Source organism: Acidaminococcus sp. HCP3S3_H5 (assembly GCF_052122235.1).
In the GTDB taxonomy this organism is placed as follows: domain Bacteria; phylum Bacillota; class Negativicutes; order Acidaminococcales; family Acidaminococcaceae; genus Acidaminococcus.
The window spans coordinates 130,919-149,622 of record NZ_JBQKCS010000005.1 but is presented as its reverse complement, the minus strand read 5'-3'; the positions used below and the strand labels follow the sequence as shown (position 1 = coordinate 149,622).

The 18,704-nt window shown below is 56.4% G+C and carries 14 protein-coding genes; 6 read left to right on the top strand and 8 right to left on the bottom strand.

Going from position 1 to position 18,704, the window contains the following annotated elements; all coding sequences use genetic code 11:
- Nucleotides 1-146 precede the first annotated feature (146 nt).
- Nucleotides 147-1,340 (top strand): CapA family protein, encoded by a 1,194-nt coding sequence (locus ACTQY5_RS07470; protein ID WP_441369021.1) that lies wholly within the window; start codon nt 147-149, stop codon nt 1,338-1,340.
- Here ACTQY5_RS07470 and ACTQY5_RS07465 read toward each other — a convergent pair.
- Nucleotides 1,301-2,509, bottom strand: a complete 1,209-nt coding sequence (locus tag ACTQY5_RS07465; RefSeq protein WP_154488629.1) for a DUF819 family protein — start codon at nt 2,507-2,509, stop codon at nt 1,301-1,303. The genes ACTQY5_RS07470 and ACTQY5_RS07465 overlap by 40 nt on opposite strands.
- Before the next feature lie 356 nt (nt 2,510-2,865).
- On the bottom strand, nt 2,866-3,411 hold the full coding sequence (locus ACTQY5_RS07460; RefSeq protein ID WP_154488634.1) for a rubrerythrin family protein: 546 nt from the start codon (nt 3,409-3,411) through the stop codon (nt 2,866-2,868).
- 199 nt (nt 3,412-3,610) lie between these two features.
- Between ACTQY5_RS07460 and ACTQY5_RS07455 the strand changes: the two genes are divergently transcribed.
- Nucleotides 3,611-4,078 (top strand): MarR family winged helix-turn-helix transcriptional regulator, encoded by a 468-nt coding sequence (locus ACTQY5_RS07455; protein ID WP_441369020.1) that lies wholly within the window; start codon nt 3,611-3,613, stop codon nt 4,076-4,078.
- 460 nt (nt 4,079-4,538) lie between these two features.
- Here ACTQY5_RS07455 and clpB read toward each other — a convergent pair whose 3' ends face one another.
- Nucleotides 4,539-7,082, bottom strand: coding sequence for an ATP-dependent chaperone ClpB (clpB, locus tag ACTQY5_RS07450; protein ID WP_303226128.1), 2,544 nt, complete (start codon nt 7,080-7,082; stop codon nt 4,539-4,541).
- A gap of 165 nt (nt 7,083-7,247) precedes the next feature.
- Nucleotides 7,248-8,753, bottom strand: coding sequence for a CYTH domain-containing protein (locus tag ACTQY5_RS07445; protein ID WP_441369019.1), 1,506 nt, complete (start codon nt 8,751-8,753; stop codon nt 7,248-7,250).
- A 207-nt stretch (nt 8,754-8,960) separates the two neighbouring features.
- Between ACTQY5_RS07445 and ACTQY5_RS07440 the strand changes: the two genes are divergently transcribed.
- A complete protein-coding gene (locus ACTQY5_RS07440) occupies nt 8,961-9,380 on the top strand; it encodes a Fur family transcriptional regulator (protein ID WP_288311719.1) in 420 nt (139 codons plus the stop codon).
- A gap of 323 nt (nt 9,381-9,703) precedes the next feature.
- Here the strand turns inward: ACTQY5_RS07440 and ACTQY5_RS07435 are convergent, their stop codons facing one another.
- On the bottom strand, nt 9,704-11,017 hold the full coding sequence (locus ACTQY5_RS07435; protein ID WP_441369018.1) for an SLC13 family permease: 1,314 nt from the start codon (nt 11,015-11,017) through the stop codon (nt 9,704-9,706).
- A 20-nt stretch (nt 11,018-11,037) separates the two neighbouring features.
- The gene (locus ACTQY5_RS07430; RefSeq protein WP_022488236.1) at nt 11,038-11,928 is read right to left on the bottom strand and encodes a DUF6282 family protein; all 891 of its coding nucleotides are present in this window, start codon (nt 11,926-11,928) and stop codon (nt 11,038-11,040) included.
- A gap of 131 nt (nt 11,929-12,059) precedes the next feature.
- On the opposite strand from ACTQY5_RS07430, the gene ACTQY5_RS07425 reads away from it, so the two are divergent.
- The 3 genes from ACTQY5_RS07425 to ACTQY5_RS07415 all read left to right on the top strand — a co-directional run bounded on the left by ACTQY5_RS07425 (nt 12,060) and on the right by ACTQY5_RS07415 (nt 15,618).
- Nucleotides 12,060-12,980 carry a LysR family transcriptional regulator gene (locus ACTQY5_RS07425; RefSeq protein WP_441369017.1) on the top strand — a complete coding sequence of 307 codons (921 nt, stop codon included), beginning with the start codon at nt 12,060-12,062 and terminating at the stop codon, nt 12,978-12,980.
- A gap of 440 nt (nt 12,981-13,420) precedes the next feature.
- A complete protein-coding gene (locus ACTQY5_RS07420; protein ID WP_441369049.1) occupies nt 13,421-14,758 on the top strand; it encodes an ATP-binding protein in 1,338 nt (445 codons plus the stop codon).
- A gap of 305 nt (nt 14,759-15,063) precedes the next feature.
- Entirely contained in the window at nt 15,064-15,618 is a 555-nt protein-coding gene (locus ACTQY5_RS07415) for a cupin domain-containing protein (protein WP_308664170.1), read from the top strand.
- Nucleotides 15,619-15,655: 37 nt separating this feature from the next.
- Here ACTQY5_RS07415 and ACTQY5_RS07410 read toward each other — a convergent pair whose 3' ends face one another.
- Nucleotides 15,656-16,993, bottom strand: a complete 1,338-nt coding sequence (locus tag ACTQY5_RS07410; RefSeq protein WP_022488240.1) for a GntP family permease — start codon at nt 16,991-16,993, stop codon at nt 15,656-15,658.
- Nucleotides 16,994-17,026: 33 nt separating this feature from the next.
- Nucleotides 17,027-18,367, bottom strand: coding sequence for a D-serine ammonia-lyase (gene dsdA / locus ACTQY5_RS07405; RefSeq protein ID WP_441369016.1), 1,341 nt, complete (start codon nt 18,365-18,367; stop codon nt 17,027-17,029).
- Between the last annotated feature and the right edge of the window lie 337 nt (nt 18,368-18,704).

Sequence of the window (18,704 nt, the reverse complement as noted above, 5' to 3'; positions counted from 1 at the left end):
GGCGTGCAGCCCCTACGGTACCGATTTACACGTTCAAAAATTTGCCTGCAAATTTTTCATTTGGCTCGAGACTCGAGACTCGAGACCGAGCCGCTATGCGGCTCATTATGATAAGGACTGAAATTTCAGAGAAAGGAACCTGCTCTATGACCCATCCCATTTCCACCCTGTTCATCTCCTGTCTGGCGGCCCTGACCTTTCTGGCAGCTCCCGCCCTGGCCTCCCCGGCGTCTCTGGGAGCCCGGAAGGTACCGGCGCCGGTCCCGGCGGAAACCCCTGCCGCCCCGGCAGCCGCTCCTGCGGCTCCGGAAGCATCTCCCGGATCACCGGAAACTCTCCCGGCCCCTGTCTCTCCCGCTCCGGCACCCCGGCCTCCGGAGGACCCCGTCACCACCGTGACCCTCAGCGCCGCCGGGGACTGCACCCTGGGCACGGAAGAAAGCTTCGGCTATGAGGCCACCTTCCCGGCTGCCTGGGACGCCGCCGGCGGAGACGGTTCCGTATTCCTGGCAGGCGTCCAGTCTGTTTTCGCCAAGGACGACCTGACGGTGGTGAACCTGGAAGGCCCTCTCACCACCCGGGGCCAGCGCCAGGACAAGACCTTCGCCTTCCGGGGCGATCCGGCCTATGTGGAAGTGCTGAAAGCCGGCAGCGTGGAAGCCGCCTCCCTGGCCAACAACCACAGTTACGACTATGGGAACGACGGGTACTGGGACACCTTCAAGACCTTGGGAGACAACGGGATCATGCCCTTCGGCTATGAGGAAAGCCAGATTCTCCCGGTGAAGGGAATCCCTGTAGGCCTGGTGGGAATCAACGCCCTGGAAGCCGGGGCCGCCGATCAGCTGGTGGCAGAACTGGCCAAAATCAGGGAAAAAGGAGCCCGGCTGAAAGTGGTCTATTTCCACTGGGGCAGCGAACTGGAAACCCATCCGGACGAGGACCAGGTGTGGCTGGCCCATCTGGCGGTGGATCACGGAGCCGACCTGGTGCTGGGGTCCCATCCCCATGTGATCCAGCCTCTGGAAACCTACAAGGGAAAGACCATCTGCTACAGCCTGGGGAATTTCTGTTTCGGAGGCAACAGCAACCCGGGGGACAAGGACACCTTCATCTACCAGCAGACCTTCCGGTTCCGGGACGGCCATCTGGTGGGAACGGACCCGGGAAAAGTGATCCCCTGCCGGATCTCCTCCACCCCGGATTGGAACGATTACCGTCCCACCCTGGTGGAAGGGGAAGAGGCGGAGCGGATAAAGGGGAAAGCAAAGGGACTGTTGCAAGAGCAACAGTCCCTTTTTCACGCCCCCAATATTCCCCCGACCACCATACCCAGATAGGTACCGATTACGTAGCCGAAGGTGCCTACCAGCATGCTGGGGCCCACCAGGGCCGTCCAGCCCTGGGAAATGGCCATTCCTGCCGCGGTGGTGGGACCTCCGATGTTGGCATTGGAGGCCAGGACGATGTCTTCCAGACTGAAATGGAACAGTTTCCCTCCCACAAAGCAGAAGGCCATGTTCACCACCACCATCAGGAAGCAGAACACGAACAGCAGCGGCGCGTTCCGGAGGATTTCCAGGATGGAAGCGGGCACCCCGATGGCGAAGAAGAACAGGTAGATGAAATAGGTGCCGATTTCCTGGGCTCCGGCCAGGGCTGCCGCCTGTTTTTCAAAAAAAGTGGCGAACCCCATGGAAAACAGGGTGATCCACACATACTGGCTGCTGAAGAAGGTGTTGGCCATATGTCCCAGGCCGCTGCCGGTGGGAATGGCGGCCCCCAGGGCCTTCCCCAGGTTCTGGGACAGGGTCACCACCGCCACCGCATAGAACAGGTCCAGGGCAATGTCCTTTAAGGAAATGTTCTTGGGCTGCCAGTAGGCTGCCGCCTGGGTCTGGGCGTCTTCCCGTCCTTCCCGGGCCACCCGGTCCATGTGGGGATGGGGATAGTGTTTCTGGAAAAAGGCGCTGCCCACACATTTCAGCAGTACCAGGAAATACACCGCCATGTTCAGGTTGTCCGCCACCACCGTAGCGGAAACCAGGGTCCCTTCCGTGTGGAAGGCATCGGCCAGGGCCACGAAATTGACTCCGCCTCCGATGTAGGACCCGGTCATCATGGCCGCCACCTTGGCCAGCCCGTCGATCCGGCTCCCCAAAAGCCAGCAGCCCAGCACGGCTCCGCACACGGTCCCCACCGCCCCGATGAGGAAAATGAACAGCAGCCGGCCGGTTTCCTGCCAGATCTTCGTCAGGTTGGCCTGGAGCAGCAGCAGAGGAATGGCCAGGGGTACGGCGTATCCCCAGATGATATCGTCATAAATGGGGGCATGGCTGGGGATCACGTTCAGGTTCACCAGCACAATGGCCGCCACCAGAGCCAGTACGGCCCCGGAGATCCGGGAGGCCCAGGCATAGGTCTGTTCCAGCCAGATGGAGCCTGCCACTACCCCGCAGGTCAGGGCCAGCAGCAGCCAGGTGTTTTCCGGTGCAATCAGTGGATTCATAAACAACATCCTTCCTTATTCGTTATTCCAGAACGAAGATCCGGTCCCCCAGATCCCCTGGTATCCAGATATTCTTTCCCTTTGCCAAATGACATGATGAGCCTCCTTTGATACACGGAGCGTTCGGCTCTGGCGATATTTCGCCTGGGTCGAAAACCTTGAACCGCCCCCGCGGCCAATATGGACAGAAACAGCCGGGCATCCGCCCGGCGCACAAAAGCAGGATTTTCGTTTTCCAACAGTTTCACCTTCAGACACAAAAATACATTCTGAGAGTACATAGTAGAAAAAATTCCCGGAAATGTCAAGAAGGGGGTGTTGCACGGTATGTGCAGCACCCCCTGTTTTTCATCCTCTTATTTTACTTCCTTGAACGCACTTTTGGGCTGGCCGCAGAGAGGGCAGACCCAGTCGTCGCTTTCGCTGTTGATGTCCCCTTCGTATTCATAGCCGCAGACCGGGCACACATACACCTTTTTGGCCTTTTCCTTTTTCTCTGCCTGAGGATATCGGGCCAGGATTTCCGCCATCAGTTCCCCATGGTGGCCTTCCTGTTTGGCAAACACTTCCATTTCGTCAGCCGCTTCGGCAAACCCGGCAGCCCGCACCTTGTCCGCCATGGCCTTTACCTGAGCCTCCCCATTGGTTTCCGCTTTTTGGAGGGTTTTCACCAGGCCCCAGAAATCCTGGGGATATTTCCCGTTGAGCACGGCATAGAAGCCCGCATGGACCGCTTCCTGGTTGGCGGCTTCAATGAACAGGGGCACCAGATCTTCATAGCCCTGTTCTTTGGCCAGCCGGGCCAGTGCATAATACATCATGGTGCCGTTGGCTTCTCCCTGCATCATGGTTTTTGCCATAGCTTCCAGTTCCGTTCCTTTGGTCTGTCCGTAAATGCTCATTGTCTTTTCCTCCTGTTTTCCCTTGCCCCCGTAAAGCGGAGCTTTCTGTTTCTTTTCTTCTGGCCATCGGCCTCTTGTGAAACCCATTATACCCGTTTTATTTAATTTTGTCAAATTTAATTTTGCTAAATTTAATTTGTTCTCATGTTCTTTTCCTGTTACAATAAAGTGTAATCAAAAGTTTTTCCGTACCGGAGGTATGATCGATATGAATGAAAAGGATGCCTGCAATCCCCTGCTGCTGGGAAACCAGCTCTGCTTCCCCCTGTATGCCAGCGCCCGGAAAATCGTAGCTGCCTATACTCCCTTCCTGAAAGAAATCGGCCTCACCTATGCCCAGTATGTAACCATGATGGTGCTCTGGGAAGAAAAGGCCACTACCATGCACCACTTGGGCGAACGGCTGTACCTGGATTCCGGGACCCTGACCCCAGTGCTGAAGAAGCTGGAGGCCATGGGCTATGTGAAGCGTTCCCGGAAGCCTGAAGATGAGCGGATCGTCATGGTGGAAATCACCCCCGATGGACTGGCCCTCCGGGACAAGGCCCTGAAAGTCCCCCATGCCATGGGCTGCCTGATCAACCGGAAAGGTCCCCTGTTCACAGCCGAAGAAGTGGCCGATTTGAAAGAAAAACTGTACCGGATCCTCCACGTACTGGAGGGGTAAAAAGGGGGGCTGCTGCGCTGCAGCAGCCCTGTCAATGGTCAATTGTCAATCGTCAATGGCCGAATGATAAAATTTGCAGACAAATTTTATTGAATGGGAACGCAGCTGGCGCTGCTAACCCACCACCCATGCTGCGCATGGATACCCCCGCCCTTGCAAAGGGCGGATATACGCTCGGGCTGGCGCCCATTGCTTTTCAGTACAAGGGCAGCAGCCCGCGTACTGTCTATCCGCCCTTTTCAAGGGCGTAAGCAGGGAGCATCCGCTTCAGCGGATAGCGAGGTCGCTTATGCCGTAGCTGGGGACCAGCCGCCAGGCTGGTGGTAGGTTAGCAGCCGTAAGGCTGCGTTTCCCTTCAGGAGCATCTGCCCCTGGCAGATGGTCTCCTTCGGCCGCTGACTATTGACAGCTGACAAAAAAAAACAGGGACTGCTGCCCAGGCAGCAGTCCCTGTTTTCATTCACTTCTTCACCACGTCGATGTTCCCGTTCTGGAGAACCACTTCGATATGGTCCCCTCTCTGGATCTCGCCCTGGACGATCTTGTTGCTCACTACGGTTTCCACCGTATGGACAATCAGTCTCTTCAGAGGACGGGCCCCAAAGGCAGGGTCGAACCCGGCTTTGGCCAGGTAGGCAACGGCTTCGTCGGTGGCCGTCAGTGTCAGTTCCAGCTGGCTGTGGAGCCGGCTTCCCAGATGGTTCAGGATCAGCCGTACGATATCCTTCAGCTGTTCTTCCTGGAGAGGTTTGAACACCACAATGTCGTCCACCCGGTTCAGGAATTCCGGCCGGAAGAACTTCATCAGCATGCTCCGGACTTCGTCCTTGCTGATGTTGCCCTTCTTTTCCATGATCTCATGGGACCCCAGGTTGCTGGTCATGATGATCAGGGTATTCTTGAAGTCCACCATACGGCCCTGGCCGTCGGTCAAACGGCCGTCGTCCAGCACCTGGAGCAGTACGTTGAACACATCCGGGTGAGCCTTTTCGATTTCATCGAACAGGATCACGGAATAAGGATGGCGCCGCACAGCTTCCGTCAGCTGGCCGCCTTCTTCATAGCCCACATATCCAGGAGGGGCACCGATCAGACGGGACACCGTATGTTTCTCCATGTATTCACTCATATCGATACGGATAATGCTCTTTTCATCATTGAACAGCACTTCCGCCAGGGCTTTGGCCAGTTCGGTCTTGCCCACACCGGTAGGCCCCAGGAAGATGAAGGAACCGATGGGTTTGTTGGGATCCTTGATCCCGGCCCGGGCCCGGATTACGGCTTCGCTGACAGCTTCCACCGCTTCGTCCTGGCCGATCACCCGTTTGTGGAGGATTTCCGGCAGATGCGCCAGTTTCTTCTTTTCTCCTTCCATCAGACGGTTCACAGGGATGCCCGTCCAGGTGCTCACCACCTTGGCGATATCATCCTCGTCCACTTCTTCCTTCAGCAAGCGTTTGTCGGAATGTTCCTCTTTTTCCAGGGCCGCCAGCTGTTTCTGGAGTTCCGGCAGCTTGCCGTACTTCAGTTCCGCCAGCCGGTTCAGGTCATAGGACCGTTCCGCTTCTTCCATTTCCTTCTTCACATTGTCCATATCCTTCTTGACTTGACGGATCTTGGCAATGCCGCCCTTTTCGGCCTTCCACTGGTCCATGAGCTTGTCGTTCTCGCCCTTCAGTTTGGCCAGTTCCTCTTTGATCTTTTCCAGACGGGCCTTGGAAGCATCGTCCTCTTCCTTGGACAGGGCCTGTTCCTCGATCTGGAGCTGGAGCATCCGGCGACGGCTTTCATCCAGTTCCGTAGGCATGGAATCGATTTCCACCCGCAGACGGGCAGCGGCTTCATCCACCAGGTCGATGGCCTTGTCCGGCAGGAACCGGTCATTGATGTACCGGTTGCTCAACGTGGCAGCAGCCACCAAGGCGGAATCCTTGATCCGTACCCCATGATGGACTTCGTACCGTTCCTTCAGCCCTCTCAGGATGGAAATGGTGTCCTCCACACTGGGTTCCTTCACCAGTACCGGCTGGAAACGCCGTTCCAGTGCGGAATCCTTTTCAATGTATTTCCGGTATTCCTTCAGGGTGGTGGCACCGATGCACCGGAGTTCCCCTCTGGCCAGCATGGGTTTCAGGATGTTCCCCGCATCCATGGAGCCTTCAGAAGCCCCGGCCCCCACCACCGTGTGCAGTTCATCGATGAACATGATGATCTGGCCGGCAGAATCGGACACGATTTTCAGGACTTTCTTCAACCGTTCCTCAAATTCCCCTCTGTACTTGGCCCCGGCCACCAGGGACGCCAGGTCCAGGGCATACAGGGTCTTATTCTTCAGGGATTCAGGAACGTCCCCGGCCACGATCCGGCGGGCCAGGCCTTCCACAATGGCGGTTTTGCCCACGCCCGGTTCACCGATCAGCACCGGGTTGTTCTTTTTCCGGCGGGACAGGATTTCGATGGTCCGGCGGATTTCATCGTCACGGCCGATTACCGGATCCAGCTTCCCATCCCGGGCTTTCTGGGTCAGGTCCTGGCCGAATTTCTCCAGGGTCTTGCGGTTTTCATCCGCATCCCCATTGTTTTCATACTTGTCGATCAAACCACGGATGGCACTGCGGGTGATCCCGTACTTTTTGCACAGGTCCACCACTTCCGTATCCCCGTCTTCACACAGGGCGGCCAGCAAATGGGATGCAGTCACCGGGTTCTGGCCGGCGGCTTTTTCCGCCAGGGCAAACACCCGGGCCAGGCCCGTGCTCATGCTCAGCTGATCGGACCCCTTCACGGAAGGGATCTGCTTCAGCAGACGGTCCACCTCCCGGCTGAACTGGGTCTCATCCACGTTCAGGCTCTTCAGCACAAACTTGAAGAACCCGTCCGGCTGGCTGCACATAGCGGACAGCAGATGGACGGTGGTCAGTTCCTGGTTGTAATTCATAACGGCTTGCTGCTGGGCAGCTTCCAACAATCCACGCACTTCATCACTCAAGCGTTCTGCCTGCATAACAAACACCTCCAAAAACCATTGGATCAATGGGTTATCTTCTTCATTCAGAGCCCGAAACAAACAGGGCCCGGGAAGTCTCTTTTCTCACTTCCCGGGTCTTATTATACCCATTAAAAGTCAAAAAGTCAAATATTATTTTCGTTTTTTTGACTTTTTTTGATTTTATTTTTCTTTGGCCAGACAGGACCATTCCGGATGACGGGCCACTTCCCGGAAGAAGGCCTTCCCGGCGGCATCCGCCTTGTCCCCCCGTTTCTCCGTCCGGATCCCTTCCTGGCCACAGAGGGCTGCCAGGGACAGGGTCAGTTCCCGGTCCCGGGCTCCTTCGGCCCCTTCTGCCAGGGCTCCCGTCCGGGCATAGCTGCGGCAGTATTTCCACCACTTTTCCCAGTAGGCTTCCCCTCGCTTCACCAGCCGTTTTTCTCCCAGGCCCCGTTCCAGGGTCAGGAGCCCGGCCAGGTCTTCCAGCTGGCCTTTCCGTTCCCAGGGGTCCGGGCTGCCGGCATCTTCCAGGAACTGCTGTTCCTGCTGCCACCGATTCCACCGGACCTGGAGGAATTTTTCCAGGGTGGAGTTCTCTCCGTCCTTTTTGGCCAGAGTGGCCAGGTACAGCAGCTGCCACAGGGCCGCTGCCGCTTCCCGGGCGCAGCAGTCCGCACAGTGCTGGGCCGCCGCCACCCACCGGTCTTCCAGCCACTGCCAGGCCGGTTCCAGGGAGAGGAGCTCTTCCGGGAAAGGCTTTTCCCGCTGCCGGTCAGACGTTTCCAGGTAATCCACCGGTTCCAGCACCCCCAGGAGCCCGTCCAACAGATCCCGACCCTTTTTCCAAGAGGTCCGGGACAAAAAGCCCTGGCCCAGGTTCCACAGTCCGGCGCACTGCTGGAGAATGGTGAGCAGTTCCCGGCTCTCAAATTCCCGGTTCTCTCCGGGCACCAGAAGATCCAGCCCCCTGCCCAGGGCCTGCTGGACCAGGGTCCGCCACACTTCCGACGGCTCCGTTTCCTGATTCCAGCCAGGTGCCTTCCCGTCTTTGGGTGGGTTCCCCTTCCAGTCGGTAAGATCCAGCCCCCGTTTGAACTTGCTCCGCTCTTCCGGCCACAGAGGGATGGCCTGGGCCAGAGCCGCCGTAAACCGCAGCAGGTCCCGTTCCTGGCCCCGTTTGATCTCCAGTTCCAATTCCTCGATGGGAGCCTTTTTATCCCCGGCGGTCAAGGTTCCCTGGTCCAGGGCCGCTTCCACCACCGTCACGGCGGACAGCTGGATCAGAGCCGTTTTCCGGGTAAATTCCACCGTACACAAAGGAAGCAGTTCGTCTTCCTGGAGCAGGGTCTGGAGCTTCTGGTCCAGCTGGGGAGCAAAGCCCTGGAGCACCGGCTCCGGCTTTGTCAGAGGCACCGTGTATTCCTCCCGGCTGGAGAAGCCGTTCACCGCCTTCCCCTGGCTTTTCACCGTGGCTTCGAAGGCCTTCCCGTTGGTCCGGCGGATCCGGTAGGCCATGCCGCTGCGGGTCAGTTTCCGGTCCCGGGTATCCAAGTACTGGTTCCAAAGGTCCAGGGTATGCCGGCTGCCGGGAATGATTTTTTCCTTCACCAGAGGCAGCTGGAAGAATTTCCGGCGGCCCGCCTTGGTGGAAAGCAGTTTGATTTCTTTTTCCTGTCCTTGCGCCATATGGTTTCACACTCCCTGATCTTTTCCAAAATCTTATCATATAATTGTAACACAACATCTCCCCTCTTGGGATGAACTGTTTGGTTATGGAGGAAGCCGCCCATTGGAAATGGCTGATTTTATTGACATTTTACGTATTAAAAGTTATTATTAAAGAAACTTCTCTTTTAACAATTTTATTCTATCTATATATAAGGAGGCTTTGCCATGCTCAGTCCAAAGGAACTGTCAGAAGTCCTGAAAGCCCAGGGGATGAAGATCACCCCCCAGCGGCTGGAAGTATACCGGGCCTTTACCGGCCCCGAAGACCATCCCACGGCTACAGAAATCTATGAAAAAGTGCGGCAGCAGATGCCTACCCTGAGTTTTGCCACTATCTACCAGTCTCTGGGATTTTTCTGCCGGATGCACCTGATCCAGACTGTGGATGTAGGCGACGGGACCATGCGCTACGATGTGGATCCCCATCCCCACCCCCATTTCCGCTGCGAAAAATGCGGCAAGGTGTTCAACCTGGATTTTGCCTACCACAAACACCTGGACCAGGACGTGGCCAAAAAAACCGGTTTCACCATCCGCTGCCACCAGACCTATTTCCTGGGGCTCTGCAGGGAGTGTAAGGAATAGGGACTGCTGCGCCAGGCACAGCAGCCCCGTCAACGGTCAATGGTCAATTGCCGAAGGAAAGGACCCGCCTCTCATGAAGGCGGGTCCTTTTTGAATCTATGCCCTCTGGGCGGCCGGGACGGGCTTGCCTGGGGCGAGCCCCTACGCCATCGCTGTCCAGGAACCGGCTAACAACGATTTCCTTATGGAGACTCTCCCATGGACGGCATCCCCGTCCAAGCGGTCGAACAAACAATGCCCGACCCCAACGCCGTAGGGGCGTGCCGCAGGCCCGCCCGTCCCGGCCTGAGGGGTTAACCTTTCAAAGGAACCCGCACTTTTCCTTACAGCACAAAAGCCACAATAAAATTGTAGGCAGCTGCCGCCAGGACGCTGACAGGCACGGCCCGGAGCAGCAGCTTGTTGAACAGGGTGTTCCGGTCCTCTTCTTTGGGCGTGGACCCCAGGATCAAAGATCCGCCGGAAGAGAAGGGACTGATGGCACTGGACTGGGCCCCCAGTACCGTACAGGCAAACAGGGCGGAGGCAGACAATCCTGTGCTTTCCGCCAGACCCGGAATCAGAGGGAACAGAGCCGGGGTCACCACCCCAGTGGTGGAACTGAAGAAGCTCATGATGGCGGCAATGATGGAGAAAGCCAGAGGGATCAGCGGCGTGGGCACATTGGCTCCCACCCAGGCGCTGAGCATCTTGATGGTCCCGGCTTTCACCGCCACCGCAATCAGCATCCCGGCCCCGGCAATCATGATGATGGTGTTCCAGGGAATCTTCGAAATGGCTTCCTTCTGGGGCGCCAGCTTCATCAGCAGGGCGATGACCGCAAAGATAATGGCCACCAGGCCCACATCCACTTTACCGGCCATATAGGCGATTCCTGCGTTCCCGGGCACCAGGATCTTCAGCAGGGGGAACACCAGCACCACTGCCATCATCACCAGCATCAGGGTCAGGGTCTGGCTCTGGACTTTCGTAAAAGGTTCCGGCTTTTTGAAGGTGACCCCCTGGCCGATGTTCCGGTTGGCCTTGATGCCATACCGGAACAGGGTGATCAGCACCAGGGAAAAGGCAAAGGACAGCAGGAAGATTTCCATTTCCATGGCAAAGGAATCCATGGGAGCCTTCAGCTTCAGGGCTTCATAGGCTGTATCCGACAGCCCCCGGAAAATCACCCCCAGATTGGAGGTGGGAAAGTTCCCGCCGCACAGGGCCCCGCAGTTGATGGCCACCGCCCCGGTGAGTTTGTCCATCCGGGATTCATCACAGATCAAAAGGGTAATGGGCGCCAGGAAAGCCAGCACCGTAAAATAGGTGGCCCCCATCACCGACAGCACCACGGCCACTCCGAACAGGGCATAGGGCAGCATCCCCGGGAATTTCCGGCAGGCATAGAGCAGGGAGCCTGACATTTTTTCCAGAGTCCCGTTGATGGCCGCCACATTGTAGAACAGGGACACGGACAAAATCACGAACATGGTACTGATGGGCCAGAACCCGATCACCGCTTTGGGTTTCAGCCCCATGACCAGACACCCGATCAGATAAGCAAAGACAATACAGAACAGCCCGGTGTTCAGACCGGTTTTATACCCCAGATAAATGGCAATGGCTATGGCCAGGACAATCGCCGCACTCAGCATAATGCTTCCTCCCCCTTGTTTCAGTCTTTGGCTGCGCCCACCGGTTCTTCCTGGATGCCCAGCAGCCGGTAGGGAATGGTTTTGGTCATGTAGTACACCTGTTCTTCAGGAATCCCGTATTCCACCAGGTAATGCATGTATTCGTAGATTTCCGTTTCCCAGTCCGGATTTTCCGTCTGTCCCCCGTCCGTATCCACCATGACATGCTGGTACCCTACAGCCTGGATCAGTTCCGCATTTTCCCGCAGGTTCATGTGGTACTTCTTCCCTTTCCCCATGTTCTGGGCATAGCACCGTTCCAGGATTACGTCATAATCCTTCACCAGACGGATCTGGTCTTCCAGGGTGTACCCGCACACCCACCATTCCGGATGGGTGATGACGATTTTTTCCACCCCGGCCTTCCGGGCCGCTTCCACCACCACAAAAGCCTCTTCCGGAGATACATGGGCGGTGGCCAGTACTGCATCATGGTCTTTGATCAGACCGAACACCGTTTCCAGTTCCGGGATCACTTTCCCGTCCCGGACCAGCTGGATTCCCTCATCGGGATTTTTCCCCATTTTTTCCAGATGCCGCCGGGCGGACTGGGTGGGCAGCCAGATCACCTTGGCCCCCAGCTTCAGGCCTTTTTCCACCGCTTCCGGGTTCACACCCCCGATGACTTTGTTCATGACCACCCCGCCGTACATGGTGAAGTTGGTGCTGTCCCCATAGACCTTCTTCACATAGGCATTGGCAATGGCCGCCCGGTTCACCGTGAACCCCAGGTGGGACTTGATCACAATGGCCCGGGCCCCCACCCGCACCGCCGCATCCGCCAGTTCCAGATCGTTGTAGGCCCGCAGCCGTAGATCCGGATTGGTATGCACATGCATATCGCAGATACCCTTCAGTGAAACTCTGCTCATTCTGATTCCTCCCTGTTGTACAAGTATTCTGAATAAATTTGCTTTTAGTGTACCGCGGGGCTGGCTATTGCAGAAGCCGATAAAATACGATATCTTGTATAGGAAATACCGATGGCAAAGGAGAGGATACAATGGATCTTCGGGAACTTCACTACCTGCTTGCCCTGGCGGAAGAAAAGAGCATTTCCCGGGCGGCGGAACGGCTGTTCATGGCCCAGTCCAGCCTGTCCCAGTTTCTCAGCACCACAGAGTCTCATTTAGGATACAAACTGTTCATCCGCACTTCCAGCGGCATCCGGCCCACGGAACCGGGAAAACGGATGATCCGGTTCGCCCAGGATACCCTGGCGGAATTCCACCGGGCCAAGGATGAGATCCAGGATATCGGCAACCTGAAAGGGGGCCATGTGATCCTGGGAATCAGTTCTTTCCGGGGATCCTTCCTGCTGCCGCCCGTACTCCAGGCTTTCCAGCAGAAATATCCGGGGGTGCGGGTCCAGATCGTGGAAGAGAATTCCCTGGCCCTGGAACAGCTGCTGCTCACCGGGAAAATCGACCTGGCCCTTCTGGTGATGCCGGAAAAACGCAGCCGGATCCAGGCCCGGTTCCTGATGCACGACGAAATCTGCCTGATCACCCATCCGGACCATCCGGTGATGGAACTGGTCCATCAGGGCCAGGCCGGCCAGCAGCCTTCCCAATTGTCCCAGTACATCAACATCCAGGATGCGGCCCGGTTCGAATTTTTGCTCAGCGGCTACGGCACCATCCTGGGCCGGGAAGCCCGGCGGATTTTCCTCCGCCACGGCATGAACCCCACCTACTACAACGAGAACCTGTCCGCCCTGTTTGCCGCTGCCCTGGCCGCCAACGGTCTGGGACTGGCCTTCACCTACGCCAGCAGCCGCCAGTACTTCCACCGGGCCCAGCTGCTGTCCCTGGGCAAAGACGGTACCTCCATTCCCCTGGGTACCGCCATGGCCCCGGGCCGGTACCATTCCAAAGCCACCCGGGCCCTGGATCAGGTGATCTTTGAAGTGCTGGGGAAGTGAAAAAAAGAGGGGCCGTTGCTCATGCAACAGCCCCATTTTAAATCTATGCCCCCTGGGCGGCCGGGACGGGCTTGCCTGTGGCAAGCCCCTACGCCGTCGCTGTCCAGGAGCCGGCTAACAACGATTTCCTTATGAAGCCTCTCCCCTGAATGACAAAAGAGGACCGACCATACAGCCGGCCCGCTTTGCCGTCACAACGGCATCCCCGTCCAATCGGTCGAACAAACAATGCCCGACCCCAACGCCGTAGGGGCGTGCCAAAGGCCCGCCCGTCCCGGCCTGGGGGGTTCAACTCTTCAAAAAAACGGCCGGCGTGAGACTGGAAAGGGGCTCTGCCGCTTTCCACCGTGCACTCCTCCCTATTTTTAATAATTTTGTGATATAATCATCTAAAATACTATGATTTTTGTGGTTTTTAGAGAAGAAAGGGCGTGATTTTTGTGAACCGGCTTACCCGGAAAATCGATTCCTTCCTGGTCCAATGGAAGAATTCCCCCCATCACCTTCCTCTCATCATCAAAGGAGCCCGGCAGGTGGGAAAAACGGAAGCCATCAAGAATTTTGCCCGCACCCATTACACACACCTGGTGGAAATCAACTTTGTCCTCCAGAAAGAATACCGGCACATCTTTGATGACGGATTCGATGTGGACCGGATCCTTCAGAACATCACCTTCCTGGACCCCAGACTGCAGCTGGAACCCCATGAAACCCTGATTTTTTTCGACGAACTCCAGGCCTGTCCCAACTGTGCCACCAGTCTCAAGGCCTTCCAGCTGGACGGCCGCTATGATGTGATCTGTTCCGGATCCCTTATGGGCATCAGTTATCAGGAAATCGAATCCAACAGTGTGGGCTATAAGGAAGACCGGACCCTGTACCCGCTGGATTTCGAAGAATTTCTCTGGGCCAGAGGCTACACTCCGGAACAGGTGGACCTGTTTTATCAGCATCTGCTGGAAACCCGGCCCCTTTCCAGGCTTGAGATGGACGTTCTTCAGAAAAACTTCCAGGACTATCTGGTGCTGGGAGGCATGCCTGCCGTAGTCTGGCGGTTCATCCAGCAGAACAATTTCAGCGGCACTCTCCAGCTCCAGCAACAGCTGCTCCTGGACTATGAAGATGACATCACCAAATATGCCGGCGGCCTGGACAAAGGAAAAATCCTGAATGTCTACCGGAAAATCCCTGTATTTCTGGGAAAGGAAAACAAAAAATTCCAGATTTCCAAAGTGGCCCACGGAGCCCGGAACCGGGAATATCTGGGGGTAGTGGACTGGCTGTCCAACGCCGGCATCGTCAATGTCTGCTATTGCCTGGACCATCCGGAACTGCCTTTGAAAGGGAATTACAACCCAGACCAGTACAAGCTGTATTTTGCCGACACCGGTCTCCTGATCGCCTCTCTGGACGAAGAAGCCCAGCTGGATCTGCGCCGGAACCGTAACTTCGGCGTTTACAAAGGCGCTCTCTTTGAAAACATGGCCGCCCAGATGCTGGTCCAGCAGGGCTACGGCCTGTATTACTACAAAAACACCCAAGGCACCCTGGAAATGGACTTTTTCGTCCGGGATGCAGATTTCCTGATCCCCGTGGAGGTGAAAGCCACCGACGGCAGTACCCGCTCTCTGAACCGTCTCCTGGAAGATTCAAGCCATTATCCGGACATCCGGTACGGCATCAAACTCAGCACCAAAAACATCGGCTGGAACGGAAAATTCTACACCATACCTTATTTTCTCGGTTTCCTGCTGAAACGGTGGCTGAGGGAGAAATAAAGGGAGTGCTGCGCCAGGCGCAGCACCCCTGTCAGCTGTCAACGGTTTCCTTATGACACCTCTCCCCTGGACGGCATCCCCATCCAATCGGTCGAACAAACAATGCCCGACCCCAACGCCGTAGGGGCGGGCCGCAGGCCCGCCCGTCCCGGCCTGGGGGGGTACAAGTTCAGAAGCATCTGCCCCCGGCAGATGGTATCCATCGGTGTGAAACGCAGGACTCCTGTCCTAAAATTTCCTTCCATTTTCTCTCTCTTTTTATGTTACAATGAAGACAGAAATCAACTGTTGAAGGAGCTGTTATCATGGAAGAGATGGACATTGGAGGGCGGATCCAGGAATACCGCAAAGCTGCCGGGATGAGTCTCCGGGAACTGGCCGCCCATGCGGAGATCTCTCCTTCCATGCTCAGCCAGATTGAAAACAACGCCGTCAACCCCTCCATCAACACCCTGAAGAGCATTGCAGAAGTCCTCCAGATCCCTTTGTACAAATTCTTCAAGCCCCAGGCCCCCACTCCTGCAGACCAGATCGTCCGCCAGGGAGAGCACCGGATCATCGGCCACTGGGGCACGGAAGTCACCTACAAGCTGCTGACTCCGGATACGGACAGCACCATTGAATTCATCCTGATGGAAATCCCCGCCGGCACCATCACCACCAAAGTTCCCCGGGGGCACCAGGGAGAAGAGACCGCCTATGTGATGGAAGGCCAGGTGGAAATTACCGTGGATGACCAGACCTACCAGCTTTCCGCCGGAGACAGCATACGGATTCTTCCCGGTCATCCCCACAAATGGTCCAACCGTTCCAAAGAACTGGTCCGGGTCATCTTCGCCGTGACTCCTCCTTCTTTTTAAGCACAAAAAAACTGCCGCAGCCGCGGCAGTTTTTTTGTTACAGCAATACCATGCTCAGCAGGAACACGGTGACCAGTGCGGTCATGGACTGGAGCACACTGATAATAGGAATGGTCTTGTAGGCAATGGACGTATCCATGTCGGAGGTGGTGGCCGTTACCCAGAAGAAGTCGTCATTCCCGTGGAATACCATCATGCCCCCGGCAGCACAGGCCAGCATGGCAATCACCCGGCCCATGGGAGAACCGAAGCCCAGCACATCGATCAAAGGAGTGATCATGGTGGCCGCCGTTACCATGGCGATGGTGGCGGAGCCTACGCAGGTCCGGAACAGGAACCCAATCAGGAAAGGTGCCAGGATTCCGATGGAAACCCCGCTCATGCTGGCGGTGAGGATATCCCGAAGAGGAGAGGCTTTCAGCACTCCGGAGAAGGCCCCGCCGGCCCCTACGATCAGGACAATCTGTCCGGCCGTCTTCATGGCGTCGGCAATGACCCCGTCAAAGCCCCAGGCTTTGGTGTCTTCCGGAAAGATGTTGTGGTAGCCCACAGCGGCAATCAGCAGCCCGATCAGCAAAGCCACCGCCGGAGTCCCTACAATGTTCAGCACCAGGGCCAGGGTCCCGGTAAGCTTGCACATGCTGCCTACAGTTTTCAGCAGCATCAGGGCAATGGGCACCAGGATGGGCAGGAAGGACATCATGGCACTAGGCAGATTCTGATGTTCCGGCGTGTCTTCCACACTGGTGGGCAGATAGTAGTATTTATTCCCGGCATAGAGGGAAGCCAGGTAAGCCACCAGGGTCACGGGAATGGATACCAGAGCCCCGAACAGGATCACCTGTCCCAGGTCGGCGCTGAGGATCCCGGCCACTGCCAGAGGGCCAGGGGTGGGCGGCACGAACATGTGGGTGGCGTGGAGGCCCATGCACAGGGAAATGGCCATGGTGGTCATGGAAATCTTGGTATCCCGGGAGAGCCGTTTGGCAATGGGGCTCAGCAGGACGAAAGCGGAATCACAGAACACCGGGATGGAAACGAAGTACCCGGTAATGGCCAGCCCCAGGGCTGCATGTTTCTTGCCGGTGATCTTCAAAATGGTCTTGGCCATGGTTTCTGCGGCCCCGGATTTTTCCAGCAGAGCCCCGGTCACCGTCCCCAGGGCAATGACCAGGCCGATATCCGCCACCGTTCCTCCCATGCCGTCTGCAAAGGCCTTCAGCATAGGCTCCATGCCCATGCCGGACACAATAGCAAAGACAAAGGACGTGGCAATCAGGGCAAAGAACGGGTGAAGCTTCAGTTTGACAGTACAGATCACCAGGGCCAGCACCGCAAGGACCAGCCCGGCAATCACAGGAAATGCGCCATTCATGGAAATCCCTCCTTCCCCTTGGGGGAACAGATCTTATTTTTTCAAATAGGTATTCAGGTATTCTTTCCGGATTTCTTCTGGTACCAGACGGCCGCCGGTGGCCCAGGCAATCTGGGTGGCGTTGGCCAGTTTGCCTGCATCCAGGCCCTGGTCCTTCAGATATTTCCGGGTCCCTTCATACACCGTCAGCCGGCAGGGTCCGATGAAGGCCGCACAGCTGGAAGGTTCGATTTCCACGTCTTCGGTTTTCTTCAGATCCCGGAGGAAATCGAAGAGCCGGTAATCATCCACCGTAAAGTCCCCGGACAGCAGGTTGGTCATGATCCGGGTCACAAACCCGGAGGGGCTGGCACAGGCCAGGCCGTCCGCTTCTGTAATCCCGTCAATGTGGAAGTCGTGGACGTTGGCCTTTTCGAATTCCTGGGTGGCCGTGCCCAGCAGGACGGAAGGGCAAAGGGTGGGTTCCGTAAAGAACACATGGACATTGTCCTTGAAGATCCGTTTCAGACCGTAGGAAACGCCGCCGGGGGCCCCGCCCACACCGGCCGGGATGTAAACAATCAGAGGATGGTCAGCATCCACAGTGATGTTCATGTCATCCAGCTGTTTCTTCAGCCGTCTGGCAGCCACAGCATAGCCCAGGAACAGGTTCACGGATTTTTCGTCATCCACGAAATAGCTGGTGGGATCCTGGTCGGACAGCCGGCGGCCTTCCGCCACCGCCTTGGAATAGTCATCGGCATATTCGATGACTTCCACGCCCTTCTGCCGGAGCAGATCTTTTTTCCACTGACGGGCATCCATGGACATGTGGACCTTCACCTTGAAGCCCAGCGCCGCACTCATGATCCCGATGGACAGGCCCAGGTTCCCGGTGGAGCCCACCTGTACCGTATACTGATGGAAGAATTCCTTCATATTCTGATCTGCCAGTTTGGCATAGTTGTCCGTTACCTTCAGTTTGCCCGCAGCCAGGGCCAGGTCTTCCGCATGTTTCAGGACTTCATAGATGCCCCCTCTGGCCTTGACGGAACCGGCAATGGCCAGATGGCTGTCCATCTTCAGCAGCAGATGGCCGGGGATGGTGCAGGCAAAGTCCTTTTCCAGGGCCTTCTGCATATCCGGAATGGCTTTCAGGGGAGATTCAATCAGCCCATGGGTCACTTCCGTTTCCGGGAAGCACCGTTCAATGAAAGGCGCAAACCGCTGGAGCCGGTCTGCCGCATCGTCGATCATGGCATCGGACACCACCAGGCTGCAAACAGCATTGGTCATGTCAAAAGGAAGGTACCGGGGGTTCACCCACACCGTTTCCTTCTTTTCCGAAACTTCCCGGATCACCGGGTCCTGAGCAATGTACTTTTCCGCATCCATCACAAATCCCTCCGTTCAGATTTATTAAACATAATTTCTTTGTTATGTACAGTATAATTAAACATATTCTCCTTGTCAATGGTATTTTTAGAAAATTTCCAGTATTCTTTTTATCTGTGATTTCATAAGGAATACAATAGTTTTAAAGAAAAACAGAAGCTCTATAAATTTATGCAGCTTCTGTTTTCCATTATTTTGTTTAGTATAGAATAACAACAGTGTTTTATTGGGATGAACGAAAAAAGGAGGTGCTGCACGTTCTGTGCAGCACCTCCTTTTTGAATCTATGCCCCCTGGGCGGCCGGGACGGGTTTGCCTGGGGCAAGCCCCTACGCCG